The organism is Nocardia sp. bgisy134, from assembly GCF_057708325.1.
In genome coordinates, this window is record NZ_JBYIRW010000012.1 from 99,338 (window position 1) to 117,258 (window position 17,921).

General features: G+C 71.0%; 7 protein-coding genes. 3 read left to right on the forward strand and 4 right to left on the reverse strand.

Going from position 1 to position 17,921, the window contains the following annotated elements; genetic code table 11:
• Positions 1-66 precede the first annotated feature (66 nt).
• Positions 67-1,068 (forward strand): Gfo/Idh/MocA family protein, encoded by a 1,002-nt coding sequence (locus AC3ERS_RS21755; RefSeq protein WP_431969890.1) that lies wholly within the window; start codon positions 67-69, stop codon positions 1,066-1,068.
• On the opposite strand, the gene AC3ERS_RS21760 is transcribed toward AC3ERS_RS21755, so the two are convergent.
• From AC3ERS_RS21760 to AC3ERS_RS21770, 3 genes are read right to left on the reverse strand one after another with little or no spacing between them, the layout of a single operon-like run.
• Positions 1,051-2,124 carry an alpha/beta hydrolase gene (locus tag AC3ERS_RS21760; protein WP_431969891.1) on the reverse strand — a complete coding sequence of 358 codons (1,074 nt, stop codon included), beginning with the start codon at positions 2,122-2,124 and terminating at the stop codon, positions 1,051-1,053. The two genes, AC3ERS_RS21755 and AC3ERS_RS21760, sit on opposite strands and share 18 nt — an antisense overlap.
• The gene (locus AC3ERS_RS21765; RefSeq protein WP_431969892.1) at positions 2,121-4,436 is read right to left on the reverse strand and encodes a thioester reductase domain-containing protein; all 2,316 of its coding nucleotides are present in this window, start codon (positions 4,434-4,436) and stop codon (positions 2,121-2,123) included. The genes AC3ERS_RS21760 and AC3ERS_RS21765 overlap by 4 nt, the downstream gene beginning before the upstream one ends.
• Entirely contained in the window at positions 4,433-14,563 is a 10,131-nt protein-coding gene (locus tag AC3ERS_RS21770; RefSeq protein WP_431969893.1) for an HAD-IIIC family phosphatase, read from the reverse strand. Before AC3ERS_RS21770 ends, AC3ERS_RS21765 begins: the two co-directional genes overlap by 4 nt.
• A 258-nt stretch (positions 14,564-14,821) precedes the next feature.
• Here AC3ERS_RS21770 and AC3ERS_RS21775 point away from each other — a divergent pair, with 258 nt between their 5' ends.
• Together AC3ERS_RS21775 and AC3ERS_RS21780 are read left to right on the forward strand one after the other, a co-directional pair.
• Entirely contained in the window at positions 14,822-16,150 is a 1,329-nt protein-coding gene (locus AC3ERS_RS21775) for a cytochrome P450 (protein WP_431969894.1), read from the forward strand.
• A gap of 57 nt (positions 16,151-16,207) precedes the next feature.
• On the forward strand, positions 16,208-16,876 hold the full coding sequence (locus AC3ERS_RS21780) for a hypothetical protein (protein ID WP_431969895.1): 669 nt from the start codon (positions 16,208-16,210) through the stop codon (positions 16,874-16,876).
• Here AC3ERS_RS21780 and AC3ERS_RS21785 read toward each other — a convergent pair.
• Positions 16,792-17,841 (reverse strand): SMP-30/gluconolactonase/LRE family protein, encoded by a 1,050-nt coding sequence (locus AC3ERS_RS21785; protein WP_431969896.1) that lies wholly within the window; start codon positions 17,839-17,841, stop codon positions 16,792-16,794. The two genes, AC3ERS_RS21780 and AC3ERS_RS21785, sit on opposite strands and share 85 nt — an antisense overlap.
• Positions 17,842-17,921: the final 80 nt, after the last annotated feature.

Sequence of the window (17,921 nt, forward strand, 5' to 3'; positions counted from 1 at the left end):
GCATTCGGAATTCGCCCGGCCGTCGCGGCGGACCGGTCGCGGTGCGGCCGATGTTAATGTCTGCTGGTGACCGACCACCTGCGCTCCGGGCTCCGCATCGGCATCCTCGGCGCGGCCCGCATCGCGCCCGCGTCCCTGATCGCGCCGGCAGCGCGCAGCTCGGAGGTCGTCGTCGCCGCGGTGGCCGCGCGGGATCGGTCGCGCGCGGAGCAATTCGCGCGCAAGCACGGTATTCCGCATATCTATGACAGCTATCGGGCGCTGATCGAGGCGCCCGATCTCGACGCGGTCTACATTCCGCTGCCGAACGGCTTGCACGGCCGCTGGACCCGGGCCGCCGTGGCGGCGGGAAAACATGTGCTGTGCGAGAAGCCGTTCACGGCCAACGCCGCCGAGGCGCGTGAGATCGCCGCGCTGGCAAGCGATTCCGATCGCGTCGTGATGGAGGCCTTCCACTACCGCTATCACCCGCTGATGTCGGCCGCCGAGGAGATCATCGCGTCCGGCGAACTCGGAACACTGCGGCGCGTGGAGGCCGCGCTGTGCTTTCCGCTGCCGAAGTTCTCCGACATCCGCTACGACTACGCCCTCGCGGGCGGCGCCCTGATGGACGCGGGCTGCTACGCCGTGCACATGGCCCGCGTGCTGGGCGGGGAGGACCCGGAAGTGGTCACGGCGCGGGCGAAGCTGCGCGAATCCCGGATCGACCGGGCGATGACCGCCGACCTGCGCTTCCCTTCCGGGCACACCGGCCACATCCGGTGCTCGATGTGGTCGGCCGACGTGCTGCGCGTCGGCGCCACCGTCGTCGGGGACCGCGGCCGGATGCGGCTGATCAATCCGGTGCTGCCGCATCTGGGACATCTGCTCGCGGTCCGCTCGGAGCGCGGCAGGCGGGTGCGGCGTTTCGCGCATCGGACCTCCTACGACTATCAACTCGACGCCTTCGCCGCCGCGGTGCTGCGCGGCGAGCCGGTGGCCACCGCGCCGGGCGACGCCGTCGCCACCATGTCCGTCATCGATGCCATCTACCGCAGCGCCGGTCTGCCACTACGCCAACCGAGCTGACGTCTCGTCGAGGAAATCGACGATGTGCCCGAACACGTCCAGCGCCGCGCCACGCCCGATGAACGTGTCGAGGTGGCCGTAGGAGGGAATCTCGGTGTAGCGGACATCGGTTCCCGGATTGCGCGCCGAAAGCACCTCGTAACACAGCTTGTTGGAATCGAGCCACGCCTCGTTACGGCTGCCGGACAGCAGCAGCACGGGGCAGTCGATGCGATCGGCGTGGTCGAGCGCGTTCTCCGGCAGCGCCGCGTAGCGCTCGTCGTCGACGTTCCACCGCACCACCGCGTGCGCGAGTTCCATCTGCCGCAGGTGCGGCAACACCGAAAGCGGTATCGCGCCGAACAATTCGGCCAGCCGATCGTGCGTGCGCGAATCCAGATGGTCGTGCTCGAACAGCTTGGCGCCCATCCCCCAGCCGTGCTGCACCATGCGGCAGGTCGGGTCGGGGCAGTCGCCTTTGCGGGACAGCGCGGCGTAGAGCAAGGTGCGCCGGGACCAGAGCCCCACCTTGCGGAAGTCGGATTCGATGTGGCCGACCCGCGAGCCGAGCAGCTCACTGCCGAGCAGCACGCGCAGCCGCGCCGACGTGCTGACCTTGGGCGTGAGGAAAACGCCCTGCGCGACCACGCCCGCGAGTCCGGGCAGCAGTCCGGCCGTCATGCTCAGCGAGAGGGCCAGCGCACCGATGCAGTGCGCGACGACGAACAGCGGACGGTCGCCGATTCGGGCCCTGATCTGCGCGACCGCCGCGGGCAGGTCGTAGAGCGCGACATCGTCGAAGGTGTAGGGCGGGCCGGATTCGTTGTACGGCAGGCGGCAACTGCCGCGCCAGTCGAGCAGCCACGACTGGTAACCGGCGTCGGCCAGGACATCGGTGACGTTCCGGATCTCGGAGAGCGCGAACATCTCCGACGACACCCCGTGCCCGTGCACCAGCAGCACCGCGGGACCGTCCGCAGGACCGACACGGCGCAGGCCGAGGTCGACGCCGTCGGCCGTGCGGAAGGAAATCGTCTCCGCGGCACCGGTTTCCGTCGCGGTGGATCGCAGGTTCATCGGCGGTGCTCCTTACGCGCGGCCCGGCGCAGATCCAGCAGGTCGATTCCGACCCGGAGCATCGGTTCCATCAACCCTTTGCCGAGCTGGCCGCCGAACCAGCTGAGCCACAGCAGTTTCGCCAGGCGCCGCTGCCGTTCGGGCAGTCGTGGATCGATCCGGATGCCGTCGATCTGGTCGGGCAAGTAGGTGTGCATGGGCACGGCGACTTCGCCGCGGTACGACGCGGGTTCCCCGGCGCGGCCGATCTCGAGAACCTGCGTGCCGAGCTGCCGGACGAAACGCCTGCGCGCCGCGGCGAACTTGTATCCCTCCAGCCACCACGCGCCGCCGGAAGAATCACGCAGGGTCAGGCGGTAGTGCATGAGCGGATGCCGCACCTCGTGACGCAGCGGAATCCCGTCGTGCGGCCGGACGGTCGCCGTGCCTTCGACGGTGAGCGGCTCGTCGTGCAACCGAGCGCAGGTGAGCTCGCCGGTGACGTCGAGCGTGCGTGCGGTGAACACCTGCGCGCCGCTCGCGACGGACAGTGTCAGCCGCAGATCGCACGGGAGGTCGGCGGTCTCGCCGACCGGACCGACTGTCCCGGCGAGTGTTTCGTCGAATCGCAGATAGGGCTCGTCACCCGGCTGCGGGCCGACGCCCGCCATGGCCGCGAGCATCCGGCTGCGGGCCGCCGGGCCGGACGCCGCGGGCGCGGGCAGGCCGTTGGCGGAGACGAACGCCTCGGTCCGGGTGGCCGAGGCGGGCGGCGCGGTCACCATCGCCGCCAGCTGACGCCGGGCGACGGGGCTTTGCAAAACCTGCGCCAGCGACTCCAGTTCCGGTACCGGTTCTTCGCGGATCGCGCGGACCACGTCGTCGCACCACTGCTCCCAGTGCTGCACGCGAAGACCCATGCCGCCCAGCGTGGTTTCGGCGACCACCTGATCGAGCGAGGTGGGCGCACCCGTGAGGTGATAGGTGTGACCCCAGGCGCTCGGCGTGCCGACGATCTCCGCGGTCACCCGGCTGACCCAGTCCACCGGCGCGGCGTTGAGGTACCGGAAGCCCGGCGCGGTGCGAAATCGCATCAGCGCCGCGGTGATTCCGGCGTTGAGGTCACGCGGATTGTGTGCGCCGGTCTCCGGGTGGCTGCCGATGCCGCCGGGACGAAGGATGGTCACCACGAGTCCGTGTTCGCCCGCGCGGCGCAACGCGGCCTCGGCGGCCCATTTGGATCGGTCGTATCCGATGGGCAGCGCGGCGACGTGCGCGGTCGGGTCGTCCTCACCCAGGGTGGCCGCGTCCGTTCCGTTGAACACCGCCAGCGACGAGATGTGGTGCAGCGGTTTGGGCCGGTCGGTGCAGGCCAGTTCCGCGAGGGTCAGCGGGCCGAGCACGTTGGTCCTGCGCAGCGACGGGTAGCCGCGCAGGAAGTCCACCGCGGCACCGGCATTGACGATGGAATCCACGTCCGCGGCGAGGGTTTTCCATTGCTCGTCGGACAGACCGAGCCGGGGCTTGCGCAGGTCGCCCGCCAGCGGGGTCACGCGCCGCAGTATCTCCCGCGACCACGGCAGCGCGAAGCGCCGGACGGCGTCTTCCAGCCGTCGGGTGGCGTCGTGGTCGTCGTCGGCGCGGACCAGGCACACCACGTGGGCTCGGCTGTGGCGCAAGAGATCGAGCAGCAGATGACTGCCCAGAAATCCAGTGGCCCCGGTCAGCAGGATGCGGCGCGGTGCGACCCGTTCCGGCGCCGCGACGAGCGGCAACCGATCGGCGCCCACGAGGTCGGCGAACAGCTGTGCGAGGTCGGCGGTGTCGGCCTCGGGTTCCGCGTTCGGCTGCGGCGGTGCGGATTCCGGGTGGTCCGCCAGCCAGCGCTGCGCCAGCCTGCGGGGCCGTGCGTCGAAGAACACCGTGTCGAGATCCAGGTGGACATCCAGCTCGCGCGCCAGCGCCGCGACGAATTCCACCGCCGCGAGGGAGGTGCCGCCCGCGTCGAAGAAGTCGGCGTCGGCGTCGAGTGGCGTCGCGGTGAACCGATTCGCCACGGCGGTCACGGCCGTGACCAAAGCGTCGGCGTCCCTCGGTGGTGCGGCGGGTCCGGACTCGTCCGGCTGTGCCGCGCCGTTTCCTCCGGTTGCCTCGGCATCCATGGATCGCGCACCGTGCTGGGGTTCGCCTCTCGGCGCAGCGCCGTTGCCGCCCGTGCGCGCCAGCAGGGCGGCGACATCCAGTCCGGTGGTGGCTCGTTCGAGGGCTTCGCCGCGCACGCGACGGTCGACGGCCGGGTTGCGGGCCGCCGTCCGTTCGTCAGCACCGGTCACCGAGTCATCTCCTCTTCTCCATGGGCTGCCGTGGTTTCCCAGGACCTGAACTCCCGCAGACGATCCGGTGTCGCGGTGACTTCCAGCCGCGCATCCTCCGAGGCTCTGCCGCCCAGCCGCGTGGCCAGTCGGCGGGCGGGTTCGTTGCGGCCCGAGCCCTCGACCGACATCCGCACCGTCGAGCAGCCGAGGGCGTCGGCCCGATCGGCGACCCAATTCAGTAGCCGCTCCTCGACGCCGCGGCCGAGGGCGCGGCAGCTGAGCTGCCAGCCGCGAATCCAGAGGACGTCCGCGTCCGCCCGCAGCGCGAGCACCGAGATCAGGCCGTAGTCGCCGAAGCGATCGCGCGCCGTCGCCGTCCACACCTCGCCCTCGTCGCGCCACCCGTCGAGATCCTCGTGAGTGACCGTGGCGAGGGTGAACTGATTGGTCCGCCGCACGAGCTGTTCGGCGCGCACCGCGGTGGCCTCGGTCAGCGGCTCGATGGCGACCTCGAGGTTCAGCCCCGCGAGGAATGCGGCGAATTCCGCGGTGGCGCGGGCCTTGTCGCGCTCCCGATCCTGGCGGTAGAAATCGGCCCGCGCGCGGTCCTCGGCCGTCGATGCGATCGGAACCACCGGCCACAGCCGCGTGAGGAACGACTCCAGTTCCGCGCCGGGAGGACATGTCACCGACAGCACCTCGGGCAGCCGCGCGCGCATACGCGCCACTTCGACCGGGTTGTCGTCGAGATAGCAGAAGCTGTCGAGACCGAGCCCCAGGGTGTTCGCGACCTCCTCCAGCCGCTCCGGCTTGCCGTCCCACCCCGCGGAGACGGCCGCGAAATGCTCACGGCGCAGCGGGCTGTCAGGCCGGTCCAGGATCGCGTCGACGATATCGGCGTCGTTGTTGGTCAGCAGCACCAGCAGCGTTCCCGCGTCGCGCCAGTGCAGCAGCCGCCGCGCCAGCACACGGCGTGGCTCGTCGAAAGCCACAGCGGCGGAACCGATCTCGCCAGCCGTTCCGCTCCACAGGGTGTCGTCGCCGTCCACGGCGATCACCTTCGGCGCGGGCTCCGTCGCGTCGGCCGCGGTCGCGACGACGGTGAGTGCCACTGCCGCCTGGAATTCGGGCGTGAAGGGCAGATGCGCCAGGACCTCGGTTCGATCGTCGAAGGGCTGGTCGACCGGATGACGGCGCGTCCACTCCTGCGCATCCAGTACCGCCACGCCGGGCTTGTCGTGCAGGCGTTCGGCGACCAGCCGCTCCCATTCGAGCCACCGTTCCTCCGCGCGGGCCGAGGGCAGGATGCCCACGATCACCGGCCGGTGCGTGCGTTCGGCCACCTCGAGCACGGCAGCGGGGAACGCGGCGGCCAGCTCGGCGAGCTGGTCGTCGGCGAGCGCGCCGAAGCGTTCCAGATCCGCCGCGCGCAGCAGCACGATGCCCAATTCCGTCGACGGCTGCGCGAACACACCCGAAGGGTCGCGCAGGCAGGACAGCACATGATGGTAGGGCGCCTCCGCGACGGTGATCGGCGTGGCATCGGACGACGCCGCCGCCATCAGCTCGGGCAGCCTGCCGAGCGCGAACGTCGCGCCCACCGCCGCGCGGAGTCCGGGAACCGGCTGCTGCCCAGCGGTTTCCGGTCGGGCCGAAGCCCCGGGGTCGGCGACGACGGCGGCGACCGTCGCGAGGTATTCGGCGCCGAACTCGGCGCAGGCGCCCGCATCGATGATGTCGCTGTTGTAGGTGAACCACACCTGTCCGGTATCGGGCAGCACCGCGACCATGAGGTCCAGATCGGAGTAGCCCGTGCTCACCGGAACGACCGCTGCCGGCGCGACGGCGGAGTTGGCGCGCAGGTAGTTGAAGTACACCTCGATCATCGGCGCGTTGTCGCGGTAGAGGCCCTCGGCGGCCAGCGCGGCGAGCACCTCGGCGAAGCCCGCGCCGGGCGCGAGCAGATTCCGCAGTCGCTCGCCGGTGCGCCGCAGCACGTCGGCGACGAGATCACCGGCCGACGCGGCCGCCGGGAACGGCACAGGCACACCGAAATACCCGACTGCGGTAGTCGCGTCGGCGTGCATGCGGGTGTCCACCGGAACCGCGAGCGCGAACCGATCGACCCGCTGACGACGGGCCAGCAGGATGGTCAGCGCGCCGAGGAACACCGCGGCCGGGGTGATGCCGAGGTCGCGGGCGCGGTCCGCGACCCGGTCGTGCAATTCTGCGGGCAGGTCGAGCGCCACCGACCCCGCGCCGTAGCTGCGGGCGGCCGGACGCGGATGCGCAATGGTCAGGTCGAGCCTGCGCGAGCCCGAGAACGCCTCGCGCCACCGCGTTTTCGCACTCTCGGCGTCGGCGTCGTCGCGCCCGCTCGACTGCGCGGCGAGCAGCTGATGCATGTCACGGTTGGTGACGACGTCGTCGAGCTCCGCGCCGGACAGTTCCGCGGCGAGTTCACCGGCGACCAGCAGCATCGACTGCACATCGCTCATGCTGTGGTGCGCGCCGAAAAGCAGTGCCTGACCGCCGGATTCGGCGTTCAGCAGTTCGAAGCGCCACAGCGGGCCCGTCGCCAGATCGAACGGCCGCGCCATCAGCTCCGCGAAACGCTGCTGCACCACGGTGTCGTCGAGCCGTTTCAGGTCGCGCCAACCGGCCGATGTGCCCGGCTCCCGACGGATCTCCAGCTGCCGCCCGTGCTCGTCACTCGACCGGATGGTGGTGCGCAACGCCGCATGCCTGCGGGCCAGCCGCGCCAGCGCCTCGTCCAGCCGCGGCCTGGTGACCCGCGCGGTCAGCCGCACGGCGACGCCGCCCGTCTGCGCGGCGCTCGGGATGCCGAGTTGCTCGGTGCGCAGCAGGCGCATCATGTCCCGGGTGACCGGCAGCACCTCCACCTCGGGAGCCTCGGCGGCGACCGCGGCGGAGCCCCCGGCGTCGGCCTGCCGCACCACCTCGCCGACGAGATGATCGGCGAGGTCGGCGAGACTCTGCTCGGCGAGGATCGTGCCGAGCGGCACCGAGATTCCGGTGTGCTCGCGCACCTTGTTGCGCAGTTCCACCGCCATCAGGGAGTCGAGACCGAGGCTCTGGAAGGTCTGCTCGGCCGCGACCGTTTCGCTGCCCGCGTGGCCGAGCACCTCCCCGGTCCACTCGACGAGGGCGGCGAGGGCCAGCGCGCTGGCCTCGGCGCGCGGCACGGCCCGCACTCGTTCGGCGAAGCGCGAACCCGCCGCCGCGTCGACGGTCGCGCGGTCGGCCACCGCCCGCCGGGGCGCGCGGCGCACGAGCCCGCGCAGTAGCGGCGGGACCGCGGGCGCACGGCGCAGCACGCCGGTGTCGAGCAGCAAGGGCACCAGCAGCGGGTCACCGACTCGCAGGGCGGCGTCGAAACAGGCCATGCCCTCGGGCACCGAGAACGCGCGGACGCCCGCGCGCGCGATCCGCCGGATGTCGGCCTGCGCCATCTGGTCGTGCATGTCGACCTCCCACGCGCCCCAGGCCAGCGACTGGGCTGGGAGTCCGCGTGCGCGGCGACGCAGCGCCAGCGCGTCGAGATAGGCGTTGGCCGCCGCGTAATTGGCTTGGCCTGGCGTGCCGAACAGGCCGCCCGCAGCGGAGAACAGCACGAACATGGACAGCTCCCGGTCGGCGGTCAGCTCGTGCAGATGGTGTGCCGCATCGACTTTCGGCCGTAGCACGGCGTCGAGCTGCTCGGCGGTCAACGCGCCGAACGTGCTGTCGTCCAGGACGCACGCCGCGTGCACCACACCGGCCAGCGGCAGCCCGTCGAGCAACCGCGCCAGCGCCGACCGGTCGGCGATGTCGCAGCGCGCGAATCGCACACGCACACCGCGGCTTTCCAGCTCGTCCCGCAGCGCGACGCCACCGGGGCCGTCGATACCGCGGCGGCTGACCAGCACCAGATCTCTGGCATCGTAGGCGTCGGCCAGGTGCCGGGCCAGCGCGGAACCGAGCCTGCCGGGCGCGCCGGTGATGAGCACGGCCCCGTCCCCGAGCGACACCCGGCCTTCCGGCGCGCGCCATGCCGCCTCGGGCAGCCGAGTCAGCCGCGGCGCGAATGCCACTCCGTTTCGCACGGCGAGCTGCGGTTCTTCCGCGGCGAGGAGCGCGACGACGTCCACGTCACCGTCGGCCGCATCGATCAGCGTGATCCGGCCGGGATTCTCCGACTGCGCGGAGCGCACCAGTCCCCACACGACCGCGCCCGCCGGGTCCGGGCTGTCCTCGCCGAGCAGCGTCACCGCTCGGTGGGTGCGCACGACCAGCCTCGACCGCTCGAATCGATGGTCGGCCAACAGCGTTTGGAGCGCGGCCAGGGTCTGCTGGGCGGCGTCGTGCACCTGGCTCGGTGCATCGCCTTCGGACGCCCGCAGCACGATCACATCGCGGACCTCGCGGGCGGCGGGATTCCACTCGCCCACCGTGAGCGTCCGGTCCGGGACGGGCAGCGGGAGCTCCGACCACTCCATCCGGAACAGCCGACGGTACGCGGGCGCGAGCGCGGCGGCGTCCCACTGCGCGGCGGCCACCGGCCGCGACAGCACCGAACCCACCGACACCACGGGCTGTCCGGTGCGGTCGGTCGCGAACACGCTGACGGCGTCGGATCCCGACCGGGTGAGCCGGACGCGCAGCGCGGTGGCGGCGGAGGCCCACAGCGTGACATCGGTCCACACGAAAGGCAGCAGGGCATTCGCGCCGTCGGCGGCGAACAGTGCGGTGGCGTGCAACGCGGCGTCCAGCAGCGCCGGATGGATGCCGAATCTCGCGGCATCGCCGTGGGCGGCTTCGGCGAGTTCGACCTCGACGAAGATGTCGTCATCGCGTCGCCACGCCGCTCGCATCGCCCGGAACAGCGGACCGTAGTGATGCCCGCGCGCGAACAGCGTCGCGTACAGGTCGTCGACGTCGACGCGAACCGCGTCCGCGGGCGGCCACGCCGAGAAATCGACTTGTGCGGGAACAGGTTCGGATTCCGCGGCCAGCGCCCCGTCGGCGTGGAGCGTCCACTGGGCGTCCGGGTCGTGCTCGGCGCGGGCGTAGACGCGCACGGTACGGCGGTCTCGGTCGTCCGCGCCGCCGACGACTGTCTGGATCTGCAAAGCTCCGCGCTCGGGCACGAGCATCGGCGCGCGCAACACCAGCTCACGCAGCACCGGGCTGCCCACCTCGTCACCGGCGCGAACGGCCAGTTCGACCAGCGCCGCGCCGGGAACGAGCACCGCGTTCGGTCCGGCGTGATCGACCACCCACGGCTGCTGCGTGCGCGAAAGCCGTCCGGTCAGCGTGAGGCCGTCCGAATCCGGCTGCGGCACACCGGCGCCCAGAATGGGATGGGCGACATCCTGGAGCCCGAGCGACCCGGAGTCGCGGTGGACGGGGTCGGTCCAGAAGCGCCGTTCGTCGAAGGCATAGGTGGGCAGGTGGACCCGCCCGTGGTCGGGAACCAGCCGGGTCCAGTCGAGTTCGTGGCCCGCGACGTACAGTTCGGCCTGCGCCCTGGCCAGGCAGGTGGGTCCGTCCTGGTCACGCACCAGCGAACCGACGGCCACCACCTCGCGCCCGAGCTCCTCCGACACGGCCTGCACGGCCGCGGTCAGCGAGGGGTGCACGCCGAGTTCGACGAAGTAGCGGAACCCGTCGGCGATCATGCGCTCGATCGTGGCCGCGAACCGCACGGTCTCCCGCGCGTTCCGGTACCAGTAGCCGGGTTCGATCGGTTCGGCCGTCATCGGCTCGCCCGAGACCGTCGAATACCACTGCGTGGCGGGCGAATCCGCGGTAAGGTCGGCCAGCGCGGCGGTCAGTGGATCGCGGATGGACTCGATCAGCCCGCAGTGCCCCGCGAATCCGGGACCGGCCGCGCCGAGCCGGGTGTAGATTCCCGCGCGGTCCAGCTCGGCGAGCAGTTCCTCCACCGCCGCCTGCTCGCCCGCCACGATCGTCGAACGCGGCACGTTCACCGCCGCGATCGACACCCGGCCGTCGACATCCGCCAGCCGCCCGCGCACCTCGGCCTCGGGCAGGCCGATCATCGCCATCGCGCCCGGTTCGGTAATGCCCTGCATCAGGCGGCTGCGCGTGACGACGATCCGTGCGGCATCGCTCAATTCGATGACACCGGCGCAGTAGGCGGCGGCGATCTCGCCCTGGCTGTGGCCGACGACCGCGTCCGGGGTGACGCCCGCGGCCCGCCAGGTGGCCGCGAGCGCGGCCATGGTCGCGAACAGCAGCGGCTGCACGACGGGGAAGTCGGCGAGGTCGGCGGCAGTCATGGTGTTCAGCCGGTCCACCAGCGACCAGCCGATATGTGTGCCGTAAGCCTTGTCGCACTGTTCGAATTCGGCGCGGAACTCCGCGGAGCCTGCGAGCATGTCGCGCGCCATGCCGATCCACTGTGTGCCCTGTCCGGGGAAGACGAACGCGGTCTTGGCGTTGGTGAGCACCGGGCCGGAGCCGACGACGGCGTTCGCCGACGACCGGCCGTCCACCAGATCGCCCAGCGCGCCGACCATCTCGTCCCGGTCGCCCGCCACCACGACGGCACGACGCTCGAACTGGGTGCGCTGCAATGCCAGTGCGCGAGCGACCGGTCCCGGCCGCAAGCTCGGCTCGGCCAGCACCAGATCGAGCAGCCGTTCGGCCTGACCGTGCAGCGATGCCTGACTGCGGGCCGAAATCGGCAGCAGCGCCACCCTTCGGTCCTCGCTCGCCGGCTCCGGCGCGGCCGTGGGCTCGGGTGGCGCCTCCTCGAGGATCAGGTGCGCGTTGGTGCCGCTGAGCCCGAAGGCGCTCACCCCGGCACGGCGCGGCCGGTCGCCGCGCCGCCACGGCATCGGCTCGGCCTGCACCGCCAGACCGCTGCTCGCCCAATCGACCTGCGGCGACGGCACTCCCACATTCAGTGTGGCCGGGATGCGTTCGTGGTGCAGCGCCAGCACGAGTTTGACGATGCTGCCCACGCCCGCGGCGGCCTGGGTGTGCCCCACATTGGATTTCAGCGATCCGATGCCGAGCGGCCGCTGCGGATCGCGGCCGGGTCCGAACACTCGCGCCAAGGCGCGCGCCTCGATCGGGTCGCCGAGCGCCGTCCCCGTGCCGTGCGCTTCGACATAGTCGATATCGTGCGGCGCCAGACCCGAGACTCGCAGCGCCGAGCGCAGCACCTGTTCCTGGGCCGCGCCGTTCGGCGCGCTCAGACCCTGGCTGCGGCCGTCCTGGTTGACGGCGGAACCGCGAATGACCGCGAGCACCCGGTCTCCGTCGCGGCGGGCGTCCCCGAGACGCTTCAACAGCAGCAGACCGGCGCCCTCGGCCCACACCGTGCCGTCGGCGTCGGTGGAGAACGGCGCACACCGGCCCGTCGGCGACAGCACACCGAGCCTGCTCAGTTCGATGTGGGCGGTCGGCGACATCAACAGCGTGGCGCCGCCCGCCAAGGCGAGGTCGCACTCCCCCGCGCGCAGTGCCTGCATCGCCAGGTGCACCGCGACGATCGACGAGGAGCAGGCCGTGTCCAGGGTGACCGCCGGGCCGTGCAGCCCTAGCGTGTAGGCGATCCGGCCGGACGCGACGCTCGGCGAGAGTCCGGTTCCGACTTGGCCGTTCAGCTGTTCCGGCGCGACGTCGGCCAGATAGCCGGTGCTGTACACGCCGAGATAGACGCCGGTCGCGCTGCCGTGGAGGGTGCGCGGATCGCGACCCGACCGCTCGATCGCCTCCCACCCGAGCTGCAACATGACGCGCTGCTGCGGATCCATCACGGCGGCCTCGCGCGGGCCGATGCCGAAGAACGCGGCGTCGAAACGGTCGATGCCGTCGACGTATCCGCCGCGGAAGGTGTACGCCTTGCCGGGCGCGGAGATGTCCGGGTCGTACAGTCCGTCGATGTCCCAGCGGCCCGCGGGCACCTCGGTGAGCGCGTCACCGTTGCCGTCCAACAGCCGCCACAGCGCCTCGGGCGAATCCGCGGCGCCCGGGAAACGGCAGGACATCGAGAGGATCGCGATCGCGTCGTCGTCCGCGTCGTCGCCGGGAGCGGCCTCGGCCTCGGCGGCACTCGCCGCAGCCGGATCGTGCGACGGGTCGGGGGCCAGTGCCGTGGCCACCCCGTCGATCGTGGGATGGTCGAACAGCAGGTTGGTGTCGAGGAAGCGCCCGACGAAATCCGACAGGTCGACCACCATCTCGACCAGATCGGCCGAGCCCAAACCGAATTCGACCATCGGACGATGCGCGTCGATGCGTTCCGGATCCAGCGCGGCCTGCCGGGCGATCGCCGTCACCAGCCAGGATCGGATCGCCTCCGCGGAGGGCTGCGCCGCGGACCCCGCCGCGGGCTCGGCGGTCTCCGGCCGCACGGTCTCGGGCTCCGCGTCGTAGTCGTCCAGCTCGTCCTCCGGCGATCGCACCGGGCCCGCGAGCAGCGCGAGCAATTCGCCGGACAGATAGGCCGCCCGGCACGCCGAACGCTGAATCTTCCCGCTGCTGGTCTTGAAGATGGTTCCCGGCCGGATCAGCAGCACCGCCGCGAGGCCGATCCCGTGGTCGGCCGCCACCGCGGCGCGGACGGAGCCCTCGATCGCGGCCTGCTCGCCGGGATCCTCGCCGCGCACCTCGGCCACCACCACAGGCTGTTCCCCGTCCACCCCGACGTCCACGGAGAAGGCGGCGACGCATCCGGCACGGACGGCGTCGTGCGCCGCTTCGACGGTCTCCTCGATGTCCTGCGGATAGTGGTTGCGGCCGTCGACGATCAGCAGATCCTTGCGTCGGCCGGTGACGAAAAGCTCTCCGCCGGAGAGGAATCCCAGATCACCGGTGCGCAGGAAGCGACGGTCGTCTCCGGGCAGCCGCGCCCCGAACACCTCGGCGGTGGCCTGGTCGTCGCGGAAATATCCGGCGGCCACGCTGTCGCCTGCGACCCAGATCTCGCCTTCCGCCCCGGCGGCGCGTTCGGCGCCGCTCTCGGGGTCGACGACCGCGATCGAGATCCCCTCGGATGCGTGCCCGACGCCGACCAACTCGGTTGCGCGCGTGGGGTGTCCGTCGGTGGCACGGCTCGCGGCGTCGAGGAACGACGGCGGCGTGGCGGTGGCGGGCGCGGTCACGATCAGGGTGGCCTCGGCCAACCCGTAGACCGGCTGGTGCGTTTCGGCGCGGAACCCGGCCCTGCCGAAGGTGTCGGTGAACCGCCGCACCGTCGCGGCCCGCACCGGTTCGGAACCGTTGAACGCCACCCGCCACCGGCTCAGGTCGAGCCGATCGATCTGCTCCGGCGCGACGCGGCGCACACACAGCTCGTAGGCGAAGTTGGGGCCGCCGCTGGTGTGGGCGCGGTAGGTGGAGATCGCCTGTAGCCACCGTTCCGGACGTTGCAGGAAGTGCAGCGGCGACATCAGCACCGAATTCCCGCCGAGATAGACCGTGTGCAGCAGCGGCGCGATGAGCCCCATGTCGTGGTACATCGGCAGCCAGCTGGCGAACAGCGCCCCGTCCCACGACTCGGCCAACGCCCGGTCGTGTCCGAGTCCCGTGGCGATCGCCGCCTGGTTGTGCAGCAGATTTCCGTGGGTGAGCAGTACGCCGCGCGGCGCGCTGGTCGAGCCGGAGGTGTACTGGATGAACGCGACCGAATCCGGGCCGAGATCCGGCTCCCGCCACCGCGTTGCGAGATCGCCCTCGATCTCGTCGGTTCCCAGCCATCGCACGCCCGCCAGTTCGGGAATCTCCGCGCAGAGCGCGGCCGCGTCGGCGACGACCCGCCGCGGCGCCAGCACCACATCGACCTCGGCGTGCGCCACCATCCGCCGCAGCCTGCGCAGCGACCGGTTCTCCCATTCGGGCAGCGGCGCGGGGACGGCGACAACGCCTGCCGCCAGGCACCCGAAGAACGCCTCGGCGAACTCCGGTCCCGCCGGGTACAGCAACAACGCGCGCCGCGGCGTCGAGTCCTGGAGCGCGGCGCCGATGGCCCGCGCGCGGATACCCAGCTCGGCGTACGACATTGCGCGGACGACACCGTCGACATCACCGCTGTCCAAAAATCGATACACCACATCGCCCGGCCGGTTCTCGGCCTGAGCGACGAGTGTCTCGACGAAAGTGTTTAGCACGAACTAACTTCCTCTAACGGTGATGTGACCCGAGATCCAACCGATCCCGCTACCCCTGGATGGACGAGGAGCGACGGGCGGTGCGTTGTGACCGACAGCGCCCACAATATAGCCGTCGTGGCACCCCGTGCCGGGGCTATCAAGATCGAATCCAGCGCGCCGAGCCCCCAGAAATGGGGGCACCGAATGCTCGACTCTCTTTGCGCCCGCGACTATTTCATGTTTGCATCTCGCCGGGACAGCGATCAGGATGGCTGCGTGTCGCACACTCCGGTATCGCTGCGTGATCTCCCCTTGCTACGTACCCGCCACCTCGGGCAGATCGGTGGACTGATGCGGCCCGGCACCCACCGTTCCCCCTTGCTTCAGCTCGGGGAACGGTTCGTCTTCTCGCCGCCGGGATTCCCGGACATGCTGGTCACCCACGACATGGACGATGTGCGAGAGCTTTTCGCCAACCACGACGACTTCTCGGTCGGCCAAGTGCTGAGCCGGTTCTCCAGCCACGACGCGATGTTCGGCAAGCAGACGTTGATCTTCCTCGACGGCGACGAGCACCGCCGCGAACGACGGCTGTTCGCTCCGCCGTTCCAGAGCAAGGCGCTTCGATCCTACGAAGAGCTCATGGTGGAGGTGGTCCAGCGCGAACTGCCGCGCTGGCCGGTCGGTGAGCCGTTCGAGTTCCTGAAGGCGGGCTACGACCTTGCCATCGGCGTGCTGCTCGCGGTCGTCTTCGGCGATGTGGCGCCCGCCCGCCGGGATCGGCTGAAGCAGGCCGTGAGCCAATGGTTCGGGGAGATCGAAAGTCGCGGTTTCCTCGCCGTCACCTTGCTCACGCCGCTGATCGGCGGCTACACGCTGCCCTACCCGCCGCTGCGTCGCCGCCAAGCCGAGGTCGACGCCGTGATCATCGAGGAGATCGCCGCGCGCCGCGCCGAACCCGGCGATCGGAGCGACCGGAAAGACGTGCTGTCCCGGTACGTCGGCACCGAACTCGATCAGCACGACGACGCCGCGCTGGCCCGCAACATGCGCGGCGTCCTGCTGGGCGCCTACGAGACCACCGCCATCACCCTCGGCTGGATCGCCGCCATGCTGGCGGGCCACCCGCAGGCCATGGCCGAACTGGACGCGGCGGCCGACGCGGGCGACGGGGAGCGGCTCGACGCATACCTCGACGCCGTGGTCGCCGAGACGATGCGGTTGCGCCCGGTCTCCCCGTTCACCGGGCGGCGCGCCCTCCGCGACACCGTGCTCAACGGAATCCGTATTCCCAAGGGCGCCATCGTCATCGTGCCGATCCTGCTCATTCACGAATCACCCAGGCATTACCCGGATCCGATGGTCTTCCGCCCCGAACGCTTTCTCGACGAGCGACCGAACGGCCAGACCTGGCTGACCTTCGGCGCGGGCGCGCATCGGTGCCTTGGCGCGCAGTTCGCCCTCGTGGAAGCCCGCATCCTGTTCCGCACCGTGCTCGAGCAGCGTCGCATCCAGGCCGCGTCCGGGCCCATCGAACCGCCACGCCGTTACCACACCGGTCTCAGCCCGGCCGAGAACGCCCGCATCACCCTGCTGCCGCGCTGAGCCCTCGCGCCGCCTACACTCGCCGTACTGGAACCTGTTCTACAAGGTGGTGGTGCGGTGCCGGAGGATCTGATCTTCGCGCTCTGGGGTGTCGGCGATCTGCGGGACGCGGCGCTGACGCGGCAGTTGGTCGCGGCGGGCGTCGAATCCGTGCGGCTGAACATCGCCGACGCCGACGTGGCCGGGGCGATGCTCCGGTTGACGACCTTCGACGCGCCGATCGACGCGGTCCTCGCCCTCTCGTCCTCGACCGGCTGCGACCGCGCCGCCGTGCTCGCCACGCTCGGAGGCGTCGCCGAACGGTGCGAGGGGTGGCGGGTCGAGGTCAGGACGCCGCTGCCGCCGCCTCCGGTGCCGATCGGCGAGCGCACCCCGGGGCTGGCCAATGTCGCGTTCCTGCGCAGGCCGCCGGAACTGCCGTACGGCGAATGGCTCGATCATTGGCGCAACCGCCACACCGAGGTCGCCATCGCCACCCAGGCCACCTTCGGCTACGTGCAGAATCGCGTCCTCGAGGCGGTCACCGACACCGCCCCGGACATCACCGCGGTGGTCGAGGAACTGTTCCCCCTGGAGGCGCTGCGCGACCCGCACGCCTTCTACGGCAGCGGCGGCGACGATGCCGAACTGAACCGGCGCATTCAGCGCATGATGACCAGCGTGGCCGCGTTCGGCGCCGACCGCGACATCGATGTCGTTCCCACCAGCCGGTACGTATTGCGCTGAGCCGCACGGGATCCGGACACCATCTCAGCGAGGCAGTCTACCGCGACAGCGGTGTAGGGCGTGGTCGGCTCGGGCGGGGTGTCGAAGCGAGCGTTCGGCAGGTACAACCGACCCGCGAACGCGGCGACAGTGGCCGGTACGTCGAAGCGCGGGTCGATGATTCGCCGTACCAGCGTGCCCTTCGTGCCCTCGGGATCGAGGGCGATCACGGCGATCGCATTGCGCCGGTTCTGGACGACATACAGTGTGCTGCCGTCCAGGAGCAGTCCGTCGCCGTCGGGCAGCTCCTCGCCACCGAGGTCGACGTGGCGCGCCTCGCCTGTCGCGGGGTCGACGCGGAACAGACGTCCGGTCACCGACTGCACGACGATCAGGCCGGTGCCATCGGGCGTGCGCGCGATGCCGTTGGCGTTGAACGCGTTCGGCACGTAGGTGAGGTCACCGGTCAGCGGGAGCCGAACCACCTCCTCGGGCGCGGGCAACTTACCGTCCGGCCCGATGGGCAAGTGATACAGCACGGGCGCGCGCGAGTCGGTGAACCACGCGCCCGACGGCGTGAACACCACATCGTTGACGAAAGTGTCCGGCGGGGTTGCCAGTTGGTAGTTCGCCAGCACCGCGCCCGTCCAGGCGTCCACGATTCGGACGTCACCGCCGGTGCCGCCCGCGACGAACAGGCGACTGCGGTGATCGAGCCGCAGGCCCAGCGCCTGCGTCCCCGGGCCGCGGCTCAGCAGGTCACCGTGCCCGGTCACCAAGTCGACGCGATAGATGGAACCATCGGCCATGGAACCGAAATAGGCCACCGGCAGCGCACCGATCGCGATGCCCTCCGGACGGAATCCGGCAGGCAGGGCGATCGTGGCGGGGAACACCGGGCTGTCCGCCACCGCCCGGTGCGCGGGTGCCAGCACGGTCCCTCCGAGGCAGACCAGCGCGGCCGCCGTACCGAGTGCACGCTTCATCTCATCGGCCTCTCGTCCGCGGCTCCGTCGACGGCGATCTTCATCGAGACGTCCTTTCCCGGGTGGGTGGATCGGGAACC